Consider the following 22439-nt stretch of genomic DNA (forward strand, 5'->3'; position numbering starts at 1 on the left):
TGTGGATCGGTCAGGGGAAGGCGTGAGCCGCGCGGATCAGCCACGAGAAGGGCTGGGCCCCCTGCCCGCGATCAGCCACGAGAAGGGCAGGGCCGCTTCGATCAGCGGCCAGGCGGCGTGAACCGGCCCGGGCGGCACAGGAACGGGTAGCTCGCGGCCTCCACGGCGGCAGTCTCGGCGTCGCCGGCGCGCAGCGCGTCGAGCAGCCGCCGGTGGTCCATGTGCGTCTCCGGGGTCAGCTGCCCGCCGACGTCCTCGCGCAGCCAGTCCCGCAGCACCTCGCCCAGGTCGGCGTAGAGCGCCTTCAGCACGTCGTTGTGGGACGCAGAGACCACCGCGAGGTGGAAGGTGGCGTCCGCCGTCACGAACGCCTCCGCGTCCCCCGACTCCCACGCCTCCTCGCGCCGCAGCAGCAGCGCGTCCAGCTGCTTGAGGTCCTTCTCCGTGCGCCGGTGAGCCGCGAGCCGGGCCGCGCTCGACTCCAGCGTGGAGCGCAGCTCGGCGACGTGCTGTGGATCGGCGTCGGCGAACCGGCGGTGCATCACACCGGCCAGCTCACTGGTGGCGACCACATAGGTGCCGGAGCCCTGGCGGATGTCCAGCAGGCCGTTGTGCGCGAGGGCGCGCACGGCCTCACGGACGGTGTTGCGGGCAACCCCCAGCTGTTCGACCAGCTCGGGTTCGGTCGGGATGCGCGAACCGACCGGCCACTCGCCGGAGGTGATCTGGTTGCGCAGCTCGGCGATGACCTGCTCGGACAGCACCGAACGTCGGGGATGGCTCAGGGGCATGGGACACCTTCGCACGCGCGCGGCCGGGGCCGGCCGCCCGGGAATGGACAACCAATCATCCCATGATTCTATGATGGGCGGCATGGCCAGCGAGGAAACCCGGACGATGACGACCCCGACCCAGCCCGAAGCGAGCAAGAAGACCGGCGGTGCCGCCCCGCGCACGTGGGCGACGCGCCTGGTCGTGATCGGCATCATGCTGTCCGCGCTCAACCTCCGCCCCGCCATCACCAGCCTCGGCGCCCTCCTGGAGGAGGTCCGCGACGGGCTCGGGATGAGCGGCAGCGTGGCGGGCCTGCTCACCTCCGTGCCGTCGCTGTGCTTCGCCGTGTTCGGCGTGACCGCCCCCCGGCTCGCCCGCCGCTTCGGCCCCGCCGCCGTCGTGTGCGCGGGCATGGCCGCCATAGCCGTCGGCCTGGTGGTACGGCCGTACGCCGGGAGCACGGGCGGCTTCCTCGCGGCCAGCGCCCTCGCCCTGATGGGCATCGCCGTCAGCAACGTGCTCATGCCGGTCATCGTCAAGCACTGGTTCCCCGATCGGGTGGGTTCCATGACCGGCCTGTACTCGATGTTCCTCGCCTGCGGCACCTCGATCGCGGCCGCCACCACCGTGCCGATGACCCGCGCCCTGGGCGGCAACTGGCAGTCCGGCCTCGTGGTGTGGGCCGGCCTGGCCGCCGCGGCCGTGGTGCCCTGGCTGCCGATCCTGCGCGAGCGCGGCACCGGCGATCCCGCCGCCTCGCGGCGGAGCACGGCCGCCGCATCACGGCAGAGCAGCCCGGCCGAGGAGTCCGCGCCCGTGCTGCGCATCACGCGCAGCCGCACCGCCTGGGCGCTCGCCGTCTTCTTCGGCCTCCAGGCCACCGCCGCCTACATCACGATGGGCTGGATGGCGCAGATCTTCCGTGACTCGGGTGTCTCGGCGGGCACCGCCGGCGTGCTCCTCGCCGTCACCATGGCGATGGGCGTGCCGCTCGCCTTCGTCATCCCGCGGCTGGCCACCCGGCTGCCCCAGCAGGGGCCCATCGTGCTCGCCCTCGGCGCCTGCGGCCTCGCCGGATACGCGGGTCTGTACTTCGCGCCCGCCGCCGGCGCCTGGGCCTGGGCCCTCCTGCTCGGCATCTCCAACTGCTCCTTCCCGCTCGCGCTGACCATGGTCGGCATGCGCGCGAAGACGGGCGCGGGTGTGGCTCAGCTGTCGGCGTTCGCCCAGAGCACCGGCTACCTGATCTCGATCCCCGGTCCGCTGCTGGTCGGCGTGCTGTACCAGAGCAGCGGCGGCTGGGGCCTGCCGATCGCCCTGATGGCCGCCCTGATGGTGCCGCAGATGGTCGTGGGCTTCCTCGCCGGGCGCGACCGCACGGTGGAGGACGAGGCGGCCTCCGCGAGCTGACGGCGCCCGCGAGGGGGCGTCCGCGAGTGGGACGGCGTCGGGCGGGGGCCGCGTCCGGTCAGGGGACTGCGTCCGGCGGGTGACGGTGTCCGGCGGGTGAAGGTGTCCGTCAGGTGGCGGCGTCCGGTGGGTGCGGGGGGCTTCGGCCGGACCCCGGAGTCGGGCGTTCCGGGCCGGGGTGGGACACTGACGCCATGCCCGTGCTCGAGCCGAACCCCCAGAACGGCCAGAAGAAGATGCTCATCGTCTTCGGCTCGTTCCTCGCCATCTTCGTGATCATCGCCATCATCGCGACGATCGCCTCCCCGTGAACCCCTTCTGAGCCCCGCCCCGGCCGACGGTGGGGCTGTCCCCACCATCCCCTAGGGGGTGAGGGTCAGGGTCGAGTGGGTGGATCACCGGATGGGCCGCGGCCCGAGGATTCCGTAGCGTCGAGACGTGGCCGCCGAACGGCGGATCACGACCGTTCACGGCACGCTCGACGACCGCGGAGGCTCCCATGTCGGCCCGTTCGCACACCCCGCCCCACCCGGCGACCACGGGCGGCGTCCAGACCCGGCTGCCCTGGTGGGCCCTCGCTCTGCCCGCCCTCGCCTTCGTCACCCTGTTCGTGCTGGTACTGAACCCCACGGACGCGTCGGCGGCCACCGGCGAGCCGGCGATCACCCAGCTGTTCCAGCACCTTCAGGCGCTCCTCGCGCGCTAGGCGTGTCCCAGGGGGGAAGGCCGGTCAACTCCCTGCGCCCCGTGGCCTGTTTCATGCGAAGCTGGGACGCATGAGCGTCGCAGAACCCCGCAGGATCGTCCTCTTCCGGCATGCGAAAGCCGACTGGCCACAGGTGCCCGACCACGAGCGGCCGCTCGCCGAACGGGGCCGCAAGGACGCCGTCGAAGCCGGACTCAGGCTGGCCGACACCGGCATCCCCTTCGACCTGACCCTGTGCTCCACCTCGACCCGCACCCGCGAGACCTGGAAGCTCGCCGCCCACGAGTTCCCGCACCGGCCGAAAACGGTCTACGAGGAGCGGATCTACGAGGCCTCCCCGGGTGAACTGATCGCCCTGCTCAACGAGACCCCTGACGACGTGCGCAGTCTGCTGCTCATCGGCCACAACCCGGGCGTCCAGGGTCTCGCCGAGGTCCTGGCAGGCGCGGCCGAGGACGACGCCCGCGCGAGCATGAGCCGACGCGGCTTCCCGGCCGCCGCCTTCGCCGTCCTCACCTTCGACGCCCCCTGGAAGTCCCTCGAGCCGGGCCTTGCCACGCTGGTCGACTACTGGGCGCCCGCCGACTGACCCCCGCCCGCGCAGCGGCCCCGTCCGCCTACGCACAGGGCCCACGCACAGAGGGCCTACGCACAGGGGCCCGGCACCGTCGCGGTGCCGGGCCCCTGTCATGTCCGTCGCTCTGCGTGCACGCGCCCTGGCTGTCGGTCGCACCACGCGTCGCTCACACCTACGTCACCCGGGCGTCCGTCGCGCTACGCGGCGCTCAGCGCGTACGTCGCCCTGGGCGTCCGTCGTCCTACTCCCCGGCGACCGTGTCCGCCGCCTCGACCTCTTCGCGGGTGATCCCCAGCAGATACAGCACCGTGTCGAGGAACGGCACGTTCACCGCGGTGTGCGCGGCCTCCCGTACCACCGGCTTGGCGTTGAAGGCCACCCCGAGCCCGGCCGCGTTCAGCATGTCCAGGTCGTTGGCGCCGTCGCCGATCGCCACCGTCTGCGACAGCGGTACGCCCGCCTCCGCGGCGAACCGGCGCAGCAGCCGTGCCTTGCCCGCCCGGTCGACGATCTCGCCGGTGACCCGGCCGGTCAGCTTGCCGTCGACGATCTCCAGCGTGTTGGCCTGGGCGAAGTCGAGGCCGAGGCGCTCCTTGAGGTCGTCGGTCACCTGGGTGAAGCCGCCGGAGACCACGCCGACCTGGTAGCCGAGTCGTTTCAGCGTGCGGATCAGGGTGCGTGCGCCCGGTGTCAGCCGCACCTCGCTGCGCACCTTGTCCACCACGGACGCGTCCAGGCCCTCGAGCAGGGCCACGCGCGCGTGCAGCGACTGTTCGAAGTCCAGTTCCCCGCGCATCGCGGCCGCGGTCACCTCGGCGACCTTGTCCTCGCAGCCGGCGTGCGCGGCGAAGAGCTCGATGACCTCGTCCTGGATCAGGGTGGAGTCCACGTCCATCACCACGAGCCGCTGCGCCCTGCGGTGCAGCCCCGCCGCTACGACCGCGACATCGACACCGAGTGCCGCCGCGTCCGTCACCAGGGCGGTCCGCAGCGGCTCGGTCGCCACGCCGGACACCGCGAACTCCACCGCGGTGACGGGGTACTTGGCCAGGCGGAAGATACGGTCGATGTTGCCACCCGCCTTGGTGATCTTCGCGGCGATGGCGGCGGTGGCCTCGGCGGTGAGCGGGTGGCCCAGCACCGTGACCAGGGAGCGGCCGAGCCCGCGCGGACGGTTGTCGCCGCGGCCGGAGATGATCTCGGCCTGCATCTTCATCGACTCGGCCCAGCTGTGCACGGTCGCCCGCAGGTCGCCCTCCAGGCCCGGCGAGGGCTGGGTCACGAGCGCGCACAGCACGATACGGCCACGGGTGACGACCTGCTCGATGTCGACCACGTCGACGGAGTAGGCGGCGAGGGTGTCGAAGAGTCCCGCCGTGATGCCCGGCCGGTCCTTGCCGAAGATCTTGACGAGGAGGGTGGGGACGTCCGAGGACTCGGGGGTCTCGGGAGTCCCGGGGGTCGAGGTCTGCGAAGCGCTCATGGTGTTCCCACCGTATCCGGCACCGAGTGCCTTGCGCCCTCGAGGTCCGCCTGGCGGACACGGAACACTCGACGACACTCGGGTGACGCCGGGTCGACGGGGAGGCGTCCGACCCGGGCCGACCGGGTCCCCCGCCAGGGCGGTGCACAGGGGCGCGCAGGGGGGCGTACGCGGGCGCGTCCGCCGCTGACATGCCGCCCCGCACCAACCGGGTCCCGTGGCTCAGCGCGGCCTCTTGGGCCCGCGCGGCGGGGGAGCGGGCGGTGGCGGCGGCGGAGGCGGCACGTCGTCGGGCCAGGACGGCGACCGCCGGCCCTTCCGCGGCGGCGCGAGCGGACCGACGACGGTGGGGGCCCCGTACACGTCGGCCCCCGGTCCCGCCCGTTCCGGCTCCTCACGCGCCGGCCCCTCACCCTCCGGCCCTCCGCGCTCCGGCTCCTCACGTCCCGGCTCCGCCCGCTCCGGCCCCTCACGCCCCGGCCCCTCACCCTCCGGCCCTCCGCGCTCCGGCCCCTCACGCCCCGGCTCCGCAGCCGGCCGTGAGTCCTCCGGTTCCGGTGGCGTCTCCGCGACCCGGAGATAGGGGTTCGTGTCCGGGTTCGGCGGCCGGTACGAGGTCCTCGGGGCATACGGCCCCGACGGCTCGGCCGGGGCGTACGGCTCCGGGGCCGCACCCGGCCGGCCCACTTCCGGTGTCCGCCCCTGCACCTCCGGCCGCCACGACCGCCCCCGCGCCTCCGGCCCCCACGGCTCCCCAGGGCCGCCCGACCCCGCCCCCGGCGCCGCTGCACCCTCCTGCCCGTCCACCCCGTCCGGCCATCTGACCCCCGCCCCCGGCATCCCCGCCCACCCCGGCCGGTCGACCCCGCCCGCCCACCCGGCGCCCGCCCCCTGCGCCCCGTCGGCCTCCACCGCCTCGTCCGCCCCGTCCGCCTCCGACGCTCCGGCGGACTCCCACCGCACCGCCCGCGCCCCGGCCTTCCCCGCCGCGTACGCCACCAACCCCCCGGCAGCCCCCGCCCCCGCGCCCCACACAACCCCCAGCAGCAAGGCGAAGCCCCACCGCTCGTGCAGCGCGATCCCGGCGCCGAAGGCGTCGAAGCCGAGGACGGACAGCGACGCGTCGGCCGACAGCCCCGCCAGCCACCCGAGCAGTACCAGTGCCGGTGCGGTCACGGCGGCCAGCCCCGCCGCGCACCGCCCGGCGAAAGCCGTGGCCCCCAGCTCCGCGCCGCCCACCGGCAGCCGTACCCCCGTCAGAACCCCCGCGAGCAGCATCAGCGACGCCGCGCCCAGCGCCAGCAGCCACACCCGGCCGTCCAGATCGGCCAGCCGGGTGAGCGTCAGCGGCCGGTCGGCACCGGAGCCGAGGAGGTCGTCCACCGGGTGCGGCAGGACACGGGTCAGGATTCCGGTCGCCCGGCCGTCCCACGGCACGAACAGGCCGAGGGGGACGCCGAGCCAGACCCCGTTGGGCGCGCCGAGCAGCGCCGCGCCCGCGATCCGCCGCGGATGGGCGTCGCCGATCGCCGCGTACGCCGCCGCAGCGAGCCCGGCGGCCACCGCCACCAGCAACACCGTCACGAGCGCGGAAGCGGCCGGCCGTATCACCCGGTGGGCGGCTTCCCAGCCGCGCGGCAGGGGAGTGCGCCGCGAGGCCAGCAGGGCGACGAGCAGCACGCCGGCCGCCCAGCCGAGCCCGCCGAGCAGCGTCGGCGCCGCGTCGACCGTGAACCCCACGGACGCCTTGGCGCCGACCAGGTCACCGATCCGGTCCGGCAGCGACCCGCTGATGTCCCCGACGTCACCGAGCCCAGGGATGGCCGGCCCGCCGTCACCGCCCGGCAGCCGGTCCAGTCCGAGCGCGTTCCCGTCGATCGTCACCACGTCCTGCCCGGCCCAGGCCGGCAGGCCCATCAGGCCGGTGAACAGGGCGAGCACCGTGCCCACGCGCGCGAGGAGTTCGGCCGGTGCGACGACAACCCCGGCCGTCCGCAGGGACCGTAGGAAGAACCATGACAGCAGCAGGGCGCCGACCAGGCTCACCCCCAGTGGCGTGATCTCGATGGCGGTGTGGGCCTCGGCGCCCTGGAGTCCGAAGGCGGACACGTTCCCGGACGGGCTGACCGCCCCACCCGCCCCGAGCGCCACCACCGCCGCGGTCATCGGCCCCAACGAGCCCGCCGCATCGGCCCCGAGGAGATGCAGACCGAGCGCGGCCGTGCCCGCCATCCCGGCGAGTGCCCAGCTCACGGCGGCGATCGAGGACAACAGGACGTCGGCCCACGGCACTTCGGCGCCGGACCGCGCGTCCTCGGTCTTCGCAGCTGAGCCCATGGCAGACCCCCCGATCCGCGCCGCGGCTTGCGCCGTTCTTGTCCCCCTCGCGGGGGATTACCACTCTCCGGCCCGGTTTCCACCCCGTCAACGGAAACGGCCGAGACGCTCGGGAGCGCTCTTCACAAGGCCCGACTTTCGGTCAGGGGGCCGCTACTGAAATAGTTCCCCCCGATGTTCGACATCCCTAGACTCCCTGCGACGGGGGTAACTCGGGGGACAACTCAGTGGGGCATGGAGTGCCGGAACTCGTACTGGAATCAAACGGACGTACCTGGACGCTCGATCCATCCAGGTCATACACCCTCGGACGCGATCCGCAGGGCGACATCGTCTTCGACGACGCCAGGGTCTCCTGGCGCCACGCCACGGTCAGTTTCAACGGCCGTAGTTGGGCGATCGAGGACCACGGCAGCACCAACGGCACGTTCGTGCAGGGCCAGCGGATCCATCATCTGGAACTCGCCGCCGGCACGGCGGTGAACCTGGGCAACGCCACCGACGGCCCGCTGCTGAAGCTGTCCGGCGCAGGCGCCGCGGTGGCCCAGCCCCAGCAGCCGTACGCCGCGCAGGCCGCCAACCCGGGCTGGGGGCAGCCGCAGACGCCGCAGGCGGACTGGCAGCAGACGCCCCAGCCGCAGACCGCACAGCCGCAGGCCCCGCAGGCCGAGTGGCAACAGCAGTCCGCCCCGGGCATCCCGCAGCAGCAGGGCCCGGCGCAGCACACGCCCGGCGGTGGCGCGGGGGCACCGCCGGTCTACGGCGACCGCAGCCCGACCACCTTCCACCAGTTCTCCCTCGGCCGCGTGATGCGCATCGGCCGTGCTCTGGAGAACGAGCTGGTGGTCTCCGACCTGCAGGTCTCCCGGCACCACGCCGAGTTCCACGCCACGCCCGACGGGCGCATGGAGATCCGCGACCTCGGCTCGCACAACGGCACGTACGTCAACGGCCAGCCGATCCCCAAGGGCGGCTCGCAGCTGCTCGGGCCCACCGACATCGTCGGCGTCGGCCACTCGACGTTCCGGATCGTCGGCGACCGGCTCGAGGAGTTCGTGGACACCGGTGAGGTGTCCTTCTCCGCCCGCCACCTGACCGTCACGGTCGACGGCGGCAAGCAGATCCTCAAGGACGTCTCCTTCGGCGTCCCCGAGAAGTCGCTGATCGCGGTCATCGGCCCGTCGGGTTCCGGCAAGTCCACGCTGCTCAAGGCGCTGACCGGCTACCGGCCCGCCGACCAGGGCGAGGTCCTGTACGACAACCGCAACCTCTACAAGCAGTTCGCCGAGCTGCGCCAGCGCATCGGTCTGGTCCCGCAGGACGACATCCTGCACAAGGAGCTGACCGTCAAGAAGGCGCTGAAGTACGCGGCCAAGCTGCGCTTCCCGGCCGACACCACGGGCGCCGAGCGCGACGCCCGGATCGACGAGGTGCTGCGCGAGCTCAAGCTCGACATCCACAAGGACAAGAAGGTCACGTCGCTGTCCGGTGGTCAGCGCAAGCGTGTCTCGGTCGCCCTGGAACTGCTGACCAAGCCGTCGCTGATCTTCCTCGACGAGCCGACCTCGGGTCTCGACCCGGGCATGGACCGCGACGTGATGCAGCTGCTGCGCGGCCTCGCCGACGACGGCCGCACGGTCCTCGTCGTCACCCACTCGGTGGCGGAGCTGGCACTGTGTGACAAGCTCCTGGTGATGGCGCCGGGCGGCTCGGTCGCCTACTTCGGCCCGCCGGAGGAGGCGCTGAACTTCTTCGGCTACGACACCTGGGCCGACGTCTTCTCCGCCTTCGAGAACTACCGCGACTACGACTGGGCGGGCCGCTGGAAGGGCTCCCAGCACTACCAGATGTACGCCGCGGACATCGACGCCGTCGCGCCGCAGGCCGTACAGCTTCCGCCGATGCAGGCGATGAAGCCGCCGAAGCCGCAGGGCTGGTTGTCGCAGTGGGTCACGCTGGTGCGCCGCTACGTCTCGGTGATCGTCTCCGACAAGGGCTTCCTCGCCCTGATGGTGATCCTGCCGGCCGTCCTCGGCGCGGTGAGCCTGCTCATCGACCACGACCGCGGCCTGCTGCCGAACCCGGTCAACCCGCAGACCGGCCGGATCATTCCCAACGGCACCGCGACCACGGTCCTGCTGATCCTCGCGGTCGGCGCGTGCTTCGCCGGCGCCGCCAACTCCGTCCGTGAGCTGATCAAGGAACGGGTGATCTACGAGCGGGAGCGCGCGACCGGCCTGTCCCGGTCGGCGTATCTGATGTCGAAGGTCTTCGTGCTCGGCCTGATCACGGTGGGCCAGGGCCTGCTGGTCGGTGTGATCGGCTTCGCCAGCCGGGAGATCCCCTCCGAGGGCCTGGTCCTCGGCGGCGCCACGCTGGTCGAGCTGTCCCTGCCGATCATGGCGCTGGGCTTCACCTCGATGATGTTCGGCCTGATCATCTCCTCGCTGGTGAAGACCGCCGAGAAGACGATGCCGCTGCTGGTGATGTTCGCGATCATCCAGGTGGTCTTCACCGGCTGTCTGTTCAGCCTGCACGGCTCGATCGGCGTCAACGAGTTCTCGTACCTGATGCCGTCGCGCTGGGCGGTGGCCGCCGCCGGTGCCACGCTGGACTTCAACAAGATCAGCCCGCCGGAGAAGGCCGGCGAGACCGACCCACTGTGGGACCACACGGTCGGCGCCTGGGGCCTGGACATGGTCGCGCTGATCGCGCTCGGCGTGGTCTGCGGCTTCTTCGTGGCGCGCTTCCTGCGCCGCCACGAGCCCGAGGTCATGCGCAAGTAGGGCGCCCGGACAACCCCGAAGGGCGGCACCCCGTCAGTTGGGTGCCGCCCTTCGGCGTCTGTGCTCGCGAAAACCGTGTCTTCGCGGATACGTCGCGGGTGCGAGAAGAGGTCCGCGCCGACCTCAGTACGCGCTGTTGACGTTGTCCATCGAGCCGTAGCGGTCGGCCGCGTAGTTGCAGGCGGCGGTGATGTTGGCGACCGGGTCGTAGATGTTCCAGGACGTGCCGGGGACGTGGTACGCCTTGAAGGTCGGCGGGATCACCTGCAGCAGGCCCTTGGACGGGATGCCGTTGATGGCGTTGATGTCCCAGTCGTTGATGGCCATCGGGTTGCCGGAGGACTCCCGCATGATGTTGCGGTGGATGCCGGAGTAGCTGGCCGGGATGTGGTGCTTCTTCAGGATGTCGAGCGACTCACGGATCCAGCCGTCGAGGTTGTTCGGGTAGCTCTTGACCACGTGCGGCTTGAGGGCCGGGCGCTTGGCGGCGCGGCTCGCGGCCTCCTTGGCCTTGCGGACGGCAGCGGCCTTCTTGGCGGCCTCGGCCTTCTTGACGGCAGCGGCCTTCTTCGCGGCGGCGGCCTTCGCGACGGCGGCCTTCTGAGCGGCTTCGGCCTTCTTCTGCGCGGCGATCTGCTGCGCCTTGAGGTCGGCCGTGGCGAGCTGGTCGGTGATGCTCGCCTTGACATCCTTGATCTGCTCGGTGCTGTAGGCGACCTTGGCGGGCGCGGCGGCCTCGCTGGTGACCGTGGTCTTGCCCTCGGCGCTGCTGGGCACCGCGGACATGGCGATCGCGGCGGCACCGAGGACGCCGACACCGGCGGCCGCGATCTTCTGGTGCTTGGTCAGCGAGCGACTATAGAGACGGGAGGAGAAATTCTTGGGCATGCGTAACGGACCTCTTCGAATAGCGCGGAGGTCGCTCACGTCCGGCGGGGGACTACGGGCACTTCCCGCACGAACGCCGCGGACCTGGAGCCCGCGGCGCTGAGCGACGAAGCAATTCTTAGCGGCCGCAAAATTCGCTGGCAAAGGTGTGACGTACGAAGCCAGGTAGTGGATCAGGTAATGCCAAAACGGGACAGACAGGACTGTCTGCCCCGTTCATGTGGGGTGCTTGTCCTCCTAATCCCCTTCGTACGTGACCTGGACCCTATGCGCGGGCTCACACCGGCGGAGCACCGGTCTCACCGGCAGTTGCGTCAGCAATGCGCAGCGTGAGGGCCGTCCTCCGGCAGGATGAGGTGCAGGTCGCCGAACTCGTGCCAGAGATACAGACCGCGCAGCGCCTCCTCATACGCACGGGCCACCGCCGCCCGGCCCGCGACGGCCTCGAGCATCAGAAGGTGCGAGGCCTGCGGCTCGTGCAGCCCGGTCAGCAGCCCGCCCACGACGCGCACCCCGCACGCGGGCGTCACCACCAGATCCGTCCACCCCGCACGCGCGCGTACGGCCCCGTCGGCGCCCATCGCAGACTCCACGGCCCGCACCGCGGTCGTCCCGACGGCGATCACCCGGCCGCCTCCCGCCCTGACGGCGTTGATCAGCCGCGCCGACGCCCGCGGCACCGCGAACCGCTCCGGATACGGCGGCTCGTGCGCCTCGGCCGAGGCCACCCCCGTGTGCAGCGTCACCGGCGCGAACTGCACCCCACGGCTCACCAGCTCCGCCACCAGCCGCGCCGTGAAGGGCCGCGCCGCGCTCGGCATCTCCGCACTGCCCGTGCCGTCCGCCGTCGGCAGCGCGAACACCGTCTGGTGGGCGGACAGCGGCTGGTCCCGCTCCGTGTACGCGTACCGGATGGGCCGCCCGCGCTCCCGCATCAGCCGGAGTACGTCACCCTCCGCCACCCGCGCCCACCACAACCGTGCGGCGCGCTCGCTCACCGGCTGCTCCAGGACCAGCCGGGCGCCACCGGGCAGACCTATGGACGCACCCGCGGGCGCCCCCGCACGCGCGCGTGTGGTGCCCCGGCCGTCCGGCTCCCGCAGCTCCACCGCCCACCGGCCGTCGTCCCCGCGGGTGGAGAAGTGCACCACCACGCGCGCGTGCCCGAGCCGCCCGTCCACCGCAGCCGCCAGCGTCGGCGAGGTGTTCACCACCAGCAGGTCCCCGGCCCGCAGCAGCCGCGGCAGCTCCGTGAACGCGTGATGCGACACCTGTGTCCCGCACGACACCAGCAGCCGTACCGCGTCCCGGTCCAGCCCCGGCCCCCGCTGCTCCACCGGCACGCGCGCGGACAGCTCCTCGGGGACCCGCAGCGCGAGCGTCACGACTGCCCCCGCAGCCGGTCGGCGGTGTACCGCCCGCTCGGCCGGCGCTCGTCCAGCAGCCGCAGCAGCACCGGAGCGATCGCCTCCGGCGCCGGCGTCCCCGCCAGGTCCTCGTCCGGCTCCGCCGCGGCCAGCATCCCGGTCCGCATGCCGCCCGGATCGGCCCACCACACCCGCAGCCCCGGCTCCTCCACGGCCAGCACCGCCGACAGCTGGTCCAGGGCCGCCTTCGTCGCGCCGTACCCGCCCCACGTGCGGTACGCCTCCACGGCCGCGTCGGAGGTCACGTTCAGTACCGCGCCGGCCTCGGCCTGGCGCAGCAGCGGCAGCGCCTCCTGGATCAGCGCCAGCGGAGCCAGCACGTTCGTCTCCAGCGCCGCCCGGAATCCGTCCAGCGGGTGTCGCTCCAGCGGGACCAGCGGCTCCACGCCCAGCACCCCGGCGTTGTTGACCAGCAGATCGAGGCCGCCCAGCTTCCAGGCCGCCGCCACCAGCTCCGACCGGTGGCGGGCGTCGGTCACATCCCCGGGCACCGCCTCCACCCGCGTGCCGTACGACGCGAGCGCCGCCGCCGTCTCCTTCAGCGCCCCGGCGCCGCGCGCGTCCAGCGCCAGATCCCAGCCGCGCGCCGCCAGCGCCCCGGCCAGCGCCCGCCCCAGCCCCTTCGAGGCCCCCGTGATGATCGCAACCGGCATGACAACCGTCTCCTCGTCCCTGGACCGCCTCCGCTCGGCGGTGACCTCACCGTAGGAACGCCGCCCCGGCCACCGCCTCGGACGCGGGCAGCACAGCGGCACGGCCCTTCGCCCTAGGTCCGCCACACGGCCCTTCGCCCTAGGTCCGTCCCCCCGCCCTCGTCCTGGGTCCGCCGACACCGTCCCCGGTCCTAGGCCCGGCCCTAGGTCCCGGGACCTGGGCGGTGGCCGTCACGGGGCGGATCCGTGATGTCCGACCCCGCCGGTACCGTGAGGTCATGAGTCACGGTCCCCGGTCCGGCCTCGCCGCGGTGAGCGCCGCGCTGCTGGCCATGAGCAGGCATCTCGAGGTGCGCGACGTCCTGAAGACGATCGTCGCCTCGGCCCGCGAGCTGCTCGACGCCCAGTACGCCGCCCTCGGCGTCCCCGACGACCACGGCGGCTTCGCCCAGTTCGTCGTCGACGGTGTCAGCGAGGAGCAGTGGAAGGCCATCGGCCCGCTGCCGCGCCAGCACGGCATCCTCGCGGCGATGCTCCGCGAGGCCAGGCCCGAGCGTCTCGCCGACGTGCGCAAGGACCCCCGCTTCGAGGGCTGGCCCTCCGCCCACCCCGAACTCGCCGACTTCCTGGGCCTGCCCATCCGCGACGGCGACGAGGTCATCGGCGCGTTGTTCCTCGCGAACAAGAACTGCCCGCGTCAGGACGGCCGCTGCGGCTTCACCGAGGAGGACGAGGAACTGCTCGCCATCCTCGCCCAGCACGCGGCGATCGCCCTGACCAACGCCCGCCTGTACGAGCGCAGCCGCGAGCTGACCATCGCCGAGGAACGCTCCCGCCTCGCCCACGAACTGCACGACGCGGTCAGCCAGAAGCTGTTCTCCCTGCGCCTGACCGCCCAGGCAGCCGCCCGGCTCGTCGACCGCGACCCGGCCCGCGCCAAGTGCGAGCTGCAGCAGGTGGCCGCCCTCGCCGCCGAGGCCGCCGACGAACTGCGCGCCGCCGTCGTCGAACTGCGCCCCGCAGCGCTCGACGAGGACGGTTTGGTCGCCACCCTGCGCACCCAGATCCAGGTGCTCGACCGCGCCCACTCCGCACGCGTGACATTCGCCGCCCGTGGCATCCGCGCCCTGCCCTCCGCCCAGGAGGAAGCCCTGTTGCGCGTCGCCCAGGAGGCCCTGCACAACGCTCTGCGTCACGCCGCGGCCGAGCACGTCGACGTCACCCTGGACCGCCGCGGCCCCGGCGCCGTTCTGCGCGTCACCGACGACGGCACCGGCTTCGACCCCAAGGCGATACGGCGCGCCGGACGCCACCTCGGCCTGGTCTCCATGCGCGACCGGGCGGACGGGGTCGGCGGCAGGCTGACCGTGGAATCGGCGCCCGGCAAGGGCACCACGATCGAGATGGAGGTCCCCGGTGGCTGAGGCAATCAGGGTGCTGCTCGTCGACGACCACCAGGTCGTCCGCCGGGGCCTGCGCACCTTCCTGGAGGTGCAGGACGACATCGAGGTCGTCGGGGAGGCCGCCGACGGCGCCGAAGGCGTCGCCCGGGCCGAGGAGTTGAAGCCGGACGTCGTCCTCATGGACGTCAAGATGCCCGGAATGGACGGCGTGGAGGCCCTGCGCAAGCTCCGCGAACTAGGCAACCCCGCGCGCGTGCTCATCGTCACCAGCTTCACCGAGCAGCGCACGGTGGTCCCGGCCCTGCGCGCCGGCGCCGCCGGGTACGTCTACAAGGACGTGGACCCCGACGCGCTGGCCGGCGCCATCCGCTCCGTGCACGCCGGGCACGTGCTGCTCCAGCCCGAGGTCGCCACCGCTCTGCTCTCCCAGGAGGAGGCGAACTCCGGTCAGGGCCGGGGGAATTCGCTCACCGAGCGGGAGCGCGAGGTGCTGGGCCTGATCGCGGACGGCCGCTCCAACCGGGAGATCGCCCGCGCGCTGGTCCTGTCCGAGAAGACGGTGAAGACCCACGTCTCGAACATCCTCATGAAACTCGACCTGGCGGACCGCACGCAGGCCGCGCTGTGGGCCGTTCGTCACGGTGTGTCCGGGTGATCGGCAACTCGGAAGGTTCCCTTCCGGACTGAGATTCATACCGTCGTGGGAATGTCCCCCGGATGGCGTATCCCGGGGTGGGGGCCCGCCGTTCTCCAGTGCGTGCTGCGGCGACTGCCGCGGCAATCGCAAGGAGGGCTTTGAAAGTGAAGAACCTGAAGAAGGCAGCGGCCGTGACGATGGTGGCCGGCGGGCTGATCGCCGCCGGTGCGGGCATGGCCTCCGCCACCGAGGGCGCGCACGCCGACGGCACCGCCGTGGGCTCGCCGGGTGTCGTCTCGGGCAACGTCATCCAGGCCCCGGTCCACGTGCCGGTCAACGTCGTGGGCAACAGCGTCAACGTCATCGGCGCGCTGAACCCGGCCTTCGGCAACCTCGGCCTGAACCACTGACACTCCCCGTACCACGGGCACCCCCGGCCTCCCGGCCCCACCCGGGAGGCCGGCGCCGTCCCCTCCCCGAAAAAGAGCCACCCGCGCCTCTTCGGGCTGTTCGAAGGGGGCGACGCCGGGCACAGCCCTGCGGACCCCGCCGAGCCCACCTGTCACCAGCCACGCCGGTCACTTCGCGACGAACCCCGCCGAGCCGACCCCGCCCACACCAGGGCACAAGAACAACGAACGCTCATCGCACCCCTCAAGAGCGCCGCAGGTTCACCGCACCCCTCGAGTCCGCCGCAGGCTCACCGCTCACGCTCCTCCACATAGGCGTTGTACGCGGCCACCTGCGCCCGCCGAGCCACCCGCTCCACCGGCCGCAACGCCTCCGCCCGCGCGAACATCTCCCCGGCACTCACCGCACCCCCGTGCCCCTTCTCCGACGCGAGGGACACCAGGAACCCCACCCGCTGAGCCAGCTCCAGCACCCGCACCGCCCGTGGCGGATACCCCGGCGCCAGCACCTCCCGCCCCCGCTCGGCCCGCGCCCGGTACGCGTCGATCGCCGCCTGCGCGACCGGCCCGGACCCGGCGACGTCCAGCCGCGTAAGCGCCGCCGTCGCCTCCCGCAGCCCCTCCGCCAGCTCCCGCTCGGCCTCACCCAGCGACGGCACGTCGGCCGGCGGAGCCTCCCGCACCGGCAGACAGTGCCAGACGACCTCCGCATGCACATCACCGTCGGGGCCGGCCTCGTACACCTCGGGCACCAGACCCAGCGCACCCCCGTGGCAGATCACCGCCTCCTCGGCCTCCAGCGCCCGCTTGTTGAACTCCGGCGGACCGCTCAGCCCCAGCGGATGCCCCGGCGCCGGCAGCGCGACGCGCAGCCCGCTCACCCCCAGCGACCGCAGTCGTCCCAGCGCGAGCGTGAGGCCGACCGGGGCCGACTCACCCGGCAGTCCCTGCACCCGGTGCACAGCGTCCTCACCCACGATGGCGAGCACGGCGTCATCCGGAGAGACAAGTCCGGCAAGAAGGGCATTTCCCCAGGCGGCAAGGCGGCCGGCGCGCGGTTCCACGAGCATGCCCCCACCCTAAGGACCGGACCGATGGAACGGCTCGCCCGGTCGGTGGCGTAGATTCGTTCAGGGCCGCGCCCACCGGCGCGGCGAACAGAGCCACAGGCGTACGCGACAGCCGAGACCGGCCACACTGCAAGGGGAGACAACGCGCTCATGAGCGATGTTCTGGAGCTTCAGGACGTATCCGTGGTCCGTGAGGACCGGGCTCTGGTGGACCAGGTCTCCTGGTCGGTCAAGGAGGGCGAGCGCTGGGTCATCCTCGGCCCGAACGGCGCCGGCAAGACCACCCTCCTCAACGTCGCCTCCAGCTACCTCTACCCCAGCAAGGGCACCGCCACCATCCTCGGCGAGACCCTCGGCAAGCCCGGCACCGACGTCTTCGAACTGCGCCCCCGTATCGGCATGGCCGGCATCGCCATGGCCGAGAAGCTCCCCAAGCGCCAGACCGTCCTGGAGACCGTCCTCACCGCCGCGTACGGCATGACCGCCACCTGGAACGAGGACTACGACGAGATCGACGAGCAGCGCGCCCGCGCCTTCCTCGACCGTCTCGGGATGAGCGACTACCTCGAGCGCCGCTTCGGCACCCTCTCCGAGGGCGAGCGCAAGCGCACCCTCATCGCCCGCGCCCTCATGACCGACCCGGAACTGCTGCTCCTCGACGAGCCCGCCGCCGGTCTCGACCTCGGCGGCCGCGAGGACCTGGTCCGCCGCCTCGGCCGGCTGGCCCGCGATCCCATCGCCCCCTCCATGATCATGGTCACGCACCATGTCGAGGAGATCCCGCCGGGCTTCACCCACGTCCTCATGATCCGTCAGGGCAAGGTCCTCACCGCCGGCCCGCTGGAACTCGAACTCTCCTCCCGCAACCTCTCCCTGTGCTTCGGCCTCCCGCTCGTCGTCGAGCAGGTCGGAGAGCGCTGGACCGCCCAGGGCCTGCCCCTGTCCTGACCCCGTGCGCCCCGCCCGGCGCCCTGTCCGCAACCGGACCGGCGGCCCTACGATTGCCGTGTGAACGACATCGACGCATGGGTGTGGTGGCTTGTCGGTGCGGCAGCGCTCGGAATCCCGCTCGTGGTCACCGCGATGCCGGAGTTCGGGATGCTCGCCGTGGGCGCCGTCGCCGCGGCGGTCGTCGCGGGCTTCGGCCTCGGCGTCGTCGTCCAGGTGCTCGTCTTCCTCGCCGTCTCGATCGCCCTCATCGCCGTCGTACGGCCGATCGCGGCCCGGCACAGCCGCCAGCGTCCCCAACTCGCCACCGGCATCGACGCCCTGAAGGGCCGACAGGCCGTCGTCCTCGAACGCGTCGACGGCTCCGGCGGCCGTATCAAACTCGCCGGAGAGATCTGGTCGGCCCGCGCCCTCGACACCGGCCGCGCCTACGAAGTGGGGCAGGAAGTGGACGTCGTGGACATCGAGGGGGCCACCGCGATCGTCATGTGAGCTCCTACGACGCGACAAGCGGCGACCCGGTGCGGACTCGGCGGAACACCCCCCGAGCCCTCCGACGGTCTGTCAGACTCGACCAGCAAGATCTTCAACAGCCATAAGATCTTCCGAAAGCGCCGAGGCGGAGAAGGGGACGGGCAGCCACGATGGAACCGGTCATCATCGTCCTGATCATTCTGGTGGTGTTGGTCTTCATCGCCCTGATCAAGACCATCCAAGTCATTCCGCAGGCGAGCGCCGCCATCGTGGAGCGCTTCGGCCGCTACACGCGGACGCTGAACGCGGGCCTCAACATCGTCGTCCCGTTCATCGACACCATCCGCAACCGCATCGACCTGCGCGAACAGGTCGTCCCCTTCCCGCCGCAGCCGGTGATCACCCAGGACAACCTGGTCGTCAACATCGACACGGTCATCTACTACCAGGTCACCGACGCCCGCGCGGCCACCTACGAGGTCGCCAGCTACATCCAGGCCATCGAGCAGCTCACCGTCACCACGCTGCGCAACATCATCGGCGGCATGGACCTGGAGCGCACCCTCACCTCCCGCGAGGAGATCAACGCGGCCCTGCGCGGCGTCCTCGACGAGGCCACCGGCAAGTGGGGCATCCGCGTCAACCGCGTCGAACTCAAGGCCATCGAACCGCCGACCTCCATCCAGGACTCGATGGAGAAGCAGATGCGCGCCGACCGGGACAAGCGCGCGGCGATCCTCCAGGCCGAAGGTGTCCGGCAGTCCGAAATCCTGCGCGCCGAAGGTGAGAAGCAGTCCCAGATCCTGCGCGCCGAGGGTGAGGCCAAGGCCGCCGCACTGCGCGCGGAGGGCGAGGCCCAGGCCGTCCGCACGGTCTTCGAGGCCATCCACGCCGGCGACCCCGATCAGAAGCTGCTGTCCTACCAGTACCTCCAGATGCTCCCGAAGATCGCCGAAGGCGACGCCAACAAGCTCTGGATCGTCCCCAGCGAAATCGGCGACGCCCTCAAGGGCCTGTCCGGCGCGATGGGCAACTTCGGCGGTATGGGCGGAGGTTCGGGCGGCAACGTCCCACGCCAGAACGGCGGCGACACGGACCGCCGAGAAAAGCCGTCCATCGACTGACAGGCTCGACAACAAGCGTTCCCCGCACCCACCTCAGGGGCGCGGGGAACTGCGCGACGAGCCGCAACGAACCCGCAGCCGACAGCGCACACAAAGTCCTACGGCGAAGACTCAGGCGGCATCCGACGTCAACCAGTCGGGCAGAGCCGCAAGATCATCCGCCCCCATGGCCAAAAGCATCGCATCGGCCGGAGTCGGCTCGAACGGCTCCCGGAGCAACCGCATCCCCGCCTCCTCCGGCGTCCGGTCCGCTTTCCGGTGGTTGTCCTCGGCACACGCGGCCACCGTGTTCAGCCACGTGTCCTGCCCACCCCGCGACCGAGGCACCACGTGGTCCACGGTCGTCGCCCTGCGGCCGCAGTACCCGCACCGGTGCCGGTCCCTGACCAGCACACCCCGTCGCGACCACGGCGCTTGTCTTCGGAACGGCACCCGTACGTACCGGCACAGCCGGATCACCCGGGGCGCGGGTATGTCCACATCGGCACCGCGCATACGCAGCTCGGGGTGGGCCTGCTCGACGACGGCCTTGTCCTGAAGCACCAGAACGACGGCTCGGTTCAGCGTCACCGTCGACAGCGGTTCGAAGCTTGCGTTCAGAACGAGCGTGTCACGCATCAAGCCCACCTCCCGTGTGCACCGGCCCACCCCCCGGCGGGCTTGGATCAACTCTGGACGGGCGCGCCGAGATGGACAACGCAATAAAAAATGCCCGCCTCCGATCACTTCCAAGACCAGAGGCGGGCAAACCTTCCGTGAACGTCAGGCTTCCGCGGGCTCCTCGTACTCACCGATCAGCTGCGCCCGGGCGAGCGTGTGGAACCGCAGGTTGAAGCCGACGACGGCAGGAGAGGCGTCGGAATCCGGACCGAGCTTCTCCTGGTCCACCGCGTACACCGTGAACACATACCGGTGGGGCCCGTCCCCGGGCGGCGGCGCGGCACCACCGAAGTCCTTCGAGCCGTAGTCGTTGCGCACCTGGACCGCACCCTCGGGCAGTCCCTCGAACTTGCCGGTGCCCGCACCCGCCGGCAGCTCGGTGACCGAGGCCGGGATGTCGAACACGGACCAGTGCCAGAACCCGCTGCCCGTCGGGGCGTCCGGGTCGTAGCAGGTCACGGCGAAGCTCTTGGTCTCCGGCGGGAAGCCCTCCCACCGCAGCTGCGGCGAGGTGTTGCCCTTCGCGTAGACCTGAGCGTCCTTGAGGGTGGCACCCTCGCGGACGTCCTCACTCGTGACCGTGAAGGACGGCACGGGCGGATGGAAGTCGTGGGGGAGCGGCCGCCTCTTGAGCTCGGTCACCTCGGTACCTCCTGATCGCTTGCGTTCAGTAGGTCCGAGCCTAGAACCAGTTCCGCTTGGAGCCGACCTCGGACAGCCACTGGTTGAGGTATGCCGCCCAGTCGGTCCCCTGCCAGTCGTTCAGACCGACGTGGAAGGAGCGGTAGGTGTCACTGCCCTCACTGAACAGACCAGGCTTCTTGTCCATCTCCAGGACGACGTCCATGGCGTGCTCGTCGGCGACGAAGCTCAGCTCCACCTGGTTCAGCCCGCGGTACTGCGACGGCGGGAAGAACTCGATCTCCTGGTAGAACGGCAGCTTCTGCCGCGTACCCCGGATGTGGCCGCGCTCCATGTCGGCGTTCTTGAAGCGGAAGCCCAGCTGGATGAACGCGTCCAGGATCGCCTTCTGCGCCGGCAGCGGATGGACGTTGATCGGGTCCAGGTCGGAGGAGTCCACGGCCCGCGCGATCGCCAGCTCGGTGGTCACCCCGATGTGCATCCCGCGCAGCGACTGCCCGTCGATCATGGTGACCGGCGTCTCCCACGGGATCTCGAGCCCGAACGGCACGGCGTGCACGGCACCCGCCTGCAGCTCGAAGGCTCCCCCGAGCCGCGCCTTGGTGAACTCGATGTCCTGCTTGTACTCCTGGTCGCCGCTCTCCACCTCGACCTTGGCCTGGAGCCCCACGGACAGACCCTCGATGTCCTGGCTGACGGACCCGCCCTGGATCCGCACCTCACCCTGGACCACGCCACCCGGCACCACGTTCACCTCGGTCAGCACGGTCTCGACCGAGGCCCCGCCGGCCCCCAGGCTCGCGAGCAGCTTCTTGAACGCCATGGCTCTCCTCAACGACTACGACTGCAACGACTGCGACTGCGTCCTTGATCCGTACAAACGCGATCCGGCCCTGGCCGGTTCCGCGCCCTCACCCTGGCAAGCCGCACGCCCCCTGACCACCCCGGGGCACGGACCGACTCCAGTACGCTCGGGGGGCATGATCGCGAGCCCCGACCGTACGCCCCTGTCACGCGCCTTCTTCGACCGGCCCGTCCTCGAGGTCGCGCCCGACCTCCTCGGCCGCGTCCTCGTCCGTTCCACCCCGGACGGCCCGATCGCCCTGCGCCTGACAGAGGTGGAGGCCTACGACGGCCCGAACGACCCCGGCTCCCACGCCTACCGCGGCCAGACCGCACGCAACAGCGTGATGTTCGGAGAGCCCGGTCATGTGTACGTCTACTTCACCTACGGCATGTGGCACTGCATGAACCTGGTCTGCGGACCGGTCGGACGGGCCAGCGCCGTCCTGCTCCGCGCCGGCGAGATCATCGAGGGCGCCGAACTGGCCCGTGTCCGTCGACTCTCGGCCAGGAACGACAAGGAGTTGGCCAAGGGCCCCGCCCGCCTGGCCACCGCCCTGGACGTGGGCCGGGCCCTGGACGGCACGGACGCCTGCGCCGAGGGGGAGACTCCGCTGCGGATGCTGACGGGCACGCCCATCCCCTCCGACCAGGTGCGCAACGGCCCTCGAACCGGCGTCGCCGGCGAGGGCGGCAACGGTGACGCCCACCCTTGGCGCTTCTGGGTCGCCAACGACCCGACGGTGAGCCCCTACCGGGCCCATGCCCCGAAGCGGCGCCGCAGTTGACGCAGCGAGCGAAGGTGCGTAATGTGGCCCGAGCCGCTGAACCGGGTACGGCGATCGCCTGCAGCCGGAGCGGCCAACCCACTACCTAGCTACAACCCCTCGGCGGGGTCGCTTCTGGTGCGTCCGCGTACCTGAATTCGAACTCGCGAGACTCGATTATGAGTCGCCGAGAGAATGAGCTAACGTAGTGAATGTCGAAAGGGCGGACGGCGAAAGCCGAAAACCCCAAGACATCCCGCCGACCGGGAATCGGACGCCGAAAGGGTCTGATAGAGTCGGAAACGCAAGACCGAAGGGAAGCCCGGAGGAAAGCCCGAGAGGGTGAGTACAAAGGAAGCGACCGTTCCTTGAGAACTCAACAGCGTGCCAAAAGTCAACGCCAGATATGTTGATACCCCG

At 71.5% G+C, this 22439-nt stretch carries 22 protein-coding genes; 12 read left to right on the forward strand and 10 right to left on the reverse strand.

Features of this window, described 5'->3' with window-relative positions; all coding sequences use genetic code 11:
* Positions 1-101: 101 nt before the first annotated feature.
* Entirely contained in the window at positions 102-791 is a 690-nt protein-coding gene (locus tag ACZ67Q_RS12355; RefSeq protein WP_471180035.1) for a FadR/GntR family transcriptional regulator, read from the reverse strand.
* An 82-nt stretch (positions 792-873) separates the two neighbouring features.
* Here ACZ67Q_RS12355 and ACZ67Q_RS12360 point away from each other — a divergent pair, with 82 nt between their 5' ends.
* The 4 genes from ACZ67Q_RS12360 to ACZ67Q_RS12375 all read left to right on the forward strand — a co-directional run bounded on the left by ACZ67Q_RS12360 (position 874) and on the right by ACZ67Q_RS12375 (position 3479).
* Positions 874-2184 carry a CynX/NimT family MFS transporter gene (locus ACZ67Q_RS12360; RefSeq protein WP_471180037.1) on the forward strand — a complete coding sequence of 437 codons (1311 nt, stop codon included), beginning with the start codon at positions 874-876 and terminating at the stop codon, positions 2182-2184.
* 194 nt (positions 2185-2378) lie between these two features.
* Positions 2379-2495, forward strand: a complete 117-nt coding sequence (locus ACZ67Q_RS12365) for an SGM_5486 family transporter-associated protein (protein ID WP_363267678.1) — start codon at positions 2379-2381, stop codon at positions 2493-2495.
* A gap of 188 nt (positions 2496-2683) precedes the next feature.
* Positions 2684-2890, forward strand: a complete 207-nt coding sequence (locus ACZ67Q_RS12370; RefSeq protein WP_471180041.1) for a hypothetical protein — start codon at positions 2684-2686, stop codon at positions 2888-2890.
* A gap of 70 nt (positions 2891-2960) precedes the next feature.
* The gene (locus ACZ67Q_RS12375) at positions 2961-3479 is read left to right on the forward strand and encodes a SixA phosphatase family protein (RefSeq protein WP_471180042.1); all 519 of its coding nucleotides are present in this window, start codon (positions 2961-2963) and stop codon (positions 3477-3479) included.
* Between the two features lie 229 nt (positions 3480-3708).
* Here the strand turns inward: ACZ67Q_RS12375 and serB are convergent, their stop codons facing one another.
* The gene (gene serB, locus ACZ67Q_RS12380) at positions 3709-4950 is read right to left on the reverse strand and encodes a phosphoserine phosphatase SerB (RefSeq protein WP_471180045.1); all 1242 of its coding nucleotides are present in this window, start codon (positions 4948-4950) and stop codon (positions 3709-3711) included.
* A 222-nt stretch (positions 4951-5172) separates the two neighbouring features.
* Positions 5173-7287, reverse strand: coding sequence for a streptophobe family protein (locus ACZ67Q_RS12385; protein WP_471180047.1), 2115 nt, complete (start codon positions 7285-7287; stop codon positions 5173-5175).
* A gap of 239 nt (positions 7288-7526) precedes the next feature.
* On the opposite strand from ACZ67Q_RS12385, the gene ACZ67Q_RS12390 reads away from it, so the two are divergent.
* Positions 7527-10073, forward strand: coding sequence for an ABC transporter ATP-binding protein/permease (locus ACZ67Q_RS12390; protein WP_471180050.1), 2547 nt, complete (start codon positions 7527-7529; stop codon positions 10071-10073).
* Positions 10074-10196: 123 nt separating this feature from the next.
* Here ACZ67Q_RS12390 and ACZ67Q_RS12395 read toward each other — a convergent pair whose 3' ends face one another.
* The 3 genes from ACZ67Q_RS12395 to ACZ67Q_RS12405 form a co-directional block, all read right to left on the reverse strand.
* Positions 10197-10961 (reverse strand): transglycosylase SLT domain-containing protein, encoded by a 765-nt coding sequence (locus ACZ67Q_RS12395; RefSeq protein WP_471180053.1) that lies wholly within the window; start codon positions 10959-10961, stop codon positions 10197-10199.
* 314 nt (positions 10962-11275) lie between these two features.
* The gene (locus tag ACZ67Q_RS12400) at positions 11276-12346 is read right to left on the reverse strand and encodes an S-adenosylmethionine:tRNA ribosyltransferase-isomerase (protein WP_471180056.1); all 1071 of its coding nucleotides are present in this window, start codon (positions 12344-12346) and stop codon (positions 11276-11278) included.
* Positions 12343-13041, reverse strand: a complete 699-nt coding sequence (locus ACZ67Q_RS12405; RefSeq protein WP_471180058.1) for an SDR family NAD(P)-dependent oxidoreductase — start codon at positions 13039-13041, stop codon at positions 12343-12345. Before ACZ67Q_RS12405 ends, ACZ67Q_RS12400 begins: the two co-directional genes overlap by 4 nt.
* 278 nt (positions 13042-13319) lie before the next feature.
* Here ACZ67Q_RS12405 and ACZ67Q_RS12410 point away from each other — a divergent pair, with 278 nt between their 5' ends.
* The 3 genes from ACZ67Q_RS12410 to chpE all read left to right on the forward strand — a co-directional run bounded on the left by ACZ67Q_RS12410 (position 13320) and on the right by chpE (position 15491).
* On the forward strand, positions 13320-14465 hold the full coding sequence (locus ACZ67Q_RS12410) for a GAF domain-containing sensor histidine kinase (protein ID WP_471180061.1): 1146 nt from the start codon (positions 13320-13322) through the stop codon (positions 14463-14465).
* Positions 14458-15099 carry a response regulator gene (locus tag ACZ67Q_RS12415; protein ID WP_471180064.1) on the forward strand — a complete coding sequence of 214 codons (642 nt, stop codon included), beginning with the start codon at positions 14458-14460 and terminating at the stop codon, positions 15097-15099. Before ACZ67Q_RS12410 ends, ACZ67Q_RS12415 begins: the two co-directional genes overlap by 8 nt.
* A gap of 146 nt (positions 15100-15245) precedes the next feature.
* The gene (gene chpE, locus ACZ67Q_RS12420) at positions 15246-15491 is read left to right on the forward strand and encodes a chaplin ChpE (protein ID WP_361637616.1); all 246 of its coding nucleotides are present in this window, start codon (positions 15246-15248) and stop codon (positions 15489-15491) included.
* Positions 15492-15781: 290 nt separating this feature from the next.
* Here the strand turns inward: chpE and ACZ67Q_RS12425 are convergent, their stop codons facing one another.
* A complete protein-coding gene (locus ACZ67Q_RS12425; protein ID WP_471180067.1) occupies positions 15782-16561 on the reverse strand; it encodes a hypothetical protein in 780 nt (259 codons plus the stop codon).
* Between the two features lie 150 nt (positions 16562-16711).
* Here ACZ67Q_RS12425 and ACZ67Q_RS12430 point away from each other — a divergent pair, with 150 nt between their 5' ends.
* The 3 genes from ACZ67Q_RS12430 (at position 16712) to ACZ67Q_RS12440 (ending at position 19107) form a co-directional block, all read left to right on the forward strand.
* Positions 16712-17509, forward strand: coding sequence for an ABC transporter ATP-binding protein (locus tag ACZ67Q_RS12430; protein ID WP_469810128.1), 798 nt, complete (start codon positions 16712-16714; stop codon positions 17507-17509).
* 60 nt (positions 17510-17569) lie between these two features.
* Positions 17570-18001 carry an NfeD family protein gene (locus tag ACZ67Q_RS12435; RefSeq protein WP_363267667.1) on the forward strand — a complete coding sequence of 144 codons (432 nt, stop codon included), beginning with the start codon at positions 17570-17572 and terminating at the stop codon, positions 17999-18001.
* Positions 18002-18153: 152 nt separating this feature from the next.
* Positions 18154-19107: an SPFH domain-containing protein gene (locus tag ACZ67Q_RS12440; RefSeq protein ID WP_471180070.1), complete on the forward strand. Its 954-nt coding sequence runs from the start codon at positions 18154-18156 to the stop codon at positions 19105-19107.
* Positions 19108-19218: 111 nt separating this feature from the next.
* On the opposite strand, the gene ACZ67Q_RS12445 is transcribed toward ACZ67Q_RS12440, so the two are convergent.
* From ACZ67Q_RS12445 to ACZ67Q_RS12455, 3 genes are all read right to left on the reverse strand, one after another.
* Positions 19219-19725, reverse strand: a complete 507-nt coding sequence (locus ACZ67Q_RS12445) for an HNH endonuclease (RefSeq protein ID WP_471180072.1) — start codon at positions 19723-19725, stop codon at positions 19219-19221.
* Positions 19726-19869: 144 nt separating this feature from the next.
* A complete protein-coding gene (locus ACZ67Q_RS12450; protein WP_471180074.1) occupies positions 19870-20409 on the reverse strand; it encodes a YbhB/YbcL family Raf kinase inhibitor-like protein in 540 nt (179 codons plus the stop codon).
* 40 nt (positions 20410-20449) lie between these two features.
* On the reverse strand, positions 20450-21232 hold the full coding sequence (locus ACZ67Q_RS12455) for a sporulation protein (protein ID WP_471180076.1): 783 nt from the start codon (positions 21230-21232) through the stop codon (positions 20450-20452).
* 157 nt (positions 21233-21389) lie between these two features.
* Between ACZ67Q_RS12455 and ACZ67Q_RS12460 the strand changes: the two genes are divergently transcribed.
* Entirely contained in the window at positions 21390-22040 is a 651-nt protein-coding gene (locus tag ACZ67Q_RS12460) for a DNA-3-methyladenine glycosylase (RefSeq protein WP_471180079.1), read from the forward strand.
* Positions 22041-22439: the final 399 nt, after the last annotated feature.

Source organism: Streptomyces sp. NPDC036813, assembly GCF_055609245.1.

What these genes read in the sequence shown, in the direction of transcription:
- ACZ67Q_RS12355 (WP_471180035.1), bottom strand. Translation starts at nt 791, where the DNA reads ATGCCCCTGAGCCATCCCCGACGTTCGGTGCTGTCCGAGCAGGTCATC.
- ACZ67Q_RS12360 (WP_471180037.1), top strand. Translation starts at nt 874, where the DNA reads ATGGCCAGCGAGGAAACCCGGACGATGACGACCCCGACCCAGCCCGAA.
- ACZ67Q_RS12365 (WP_363267678.1), top strand. Translation starts at nt 2,379, where the DNA reads ATGCCCGTGCTCGAGCCGAACCCCCAGAACGGCCAGAAGAAGATGCTC.
- ACZ67Q_RS12370 (WP_471180041.1), top strand. Translation starts at nt 2,684, where the DNA reads ATGTCGGCCCGTTCGCACACCCCGCCCCACCCGGCGACCACGGGCGGC.
- ACZ67Q_RS12375 (WP_471180042.1), top strand. Translation starts at nt 2,961, where the DNA reads ATGAGCGTCGCAGAACCCCGCAGGATCGTCCTCTTCCGGCATGCGAAA.
- serB (WP_471180045.1), bottom strand. Translation starts at nt 4,950, where the DNA reads ATGAGCGCTTCGCAGACCTCGACCCCCGGGACTCCCGAGACCCCCGAG.
- ACZ67Q_RS12385 (WP_471180047.1), bottom strand. Translation starts at nt 7,287, where the DNA reads ATGGGCTCAGCTGCGAAGACCGAGGACGCGCGGTCCGGCGCCGAAGTG.
- ACZ67Q_RS12395 (WP_471180053.1), bottom strand. Translation starts at nt 10,961, where the DNA reads ATGCCCAAGAATTTCTCCTCCCGTCTCTATAGTCGCTCGCTGACCAAG.
- ACZ67Q_RS12405 (WP_471180058.1), bottom strand. Translation starts at nt 13,041, where the DNA reads ATGCCGGTTGCGATCATCACGGGGGCCTCGAAGGGGCTGGGGCGGGCG.
- ACZ67Q_RS12410 (WP_471180061.1), top strand. Translation starts at nt 13,320, where the DNA reads ATGAGTCACGGTCCCCGGTCCGGCCTCGCCGCGGTGAGCGCCGCGCTG.
- ACZ67Q_RS12425 (WP_471180067.1), bottom strand. Translation starts at nt 16,561, where the DNA reads ATGCTCGTGGAACCGCGCGCCGGCCGCCTTGCCGCCTGGGGAAATGCC.
- ACZ67Q_RS12430 (WP_469810128.1), top strand. Translation starts at nt 16,712, where the DNA reads ATGAGCGATGTTCTGGAGCTTCAGGACGTATCCGTGGTCCGTGAGGAC.
- ACZ67Q_RS12440 (WP_471180070.1), top strand. Translation starts at nt 18,154, where the DNA reads ATGGAACCGGTCATCATCGTCCTGATCATTCTGGTGGTGTTGGTCTTC.
- ACZ67Q_RS12445 (WP_471180072.1), bottom strand. Translation starts at nt 19,725, where the DNA reads ATGCGTGACACGCTCGTTCTGAACGCAAGCTTCGAACCGCTGTCGACG.
- ACZ67Q_RS12455 (WP_471180076.1), bottom strand. Translation starts at nt 21,232, where the DNA reads ATGGCGTTCAAGAAGCTGCTCGCGAGCCTGGGGGCCGGCGGGGCCTCG.
- ACZ67Q_RS12460 (WP_471180079.1), top strand. Translation starts at nt 21,390, where the DNA reads ATGATCGCGAGCCCCGACCGTACGCCCCTGTCACGCGCCTTCTTCGAC.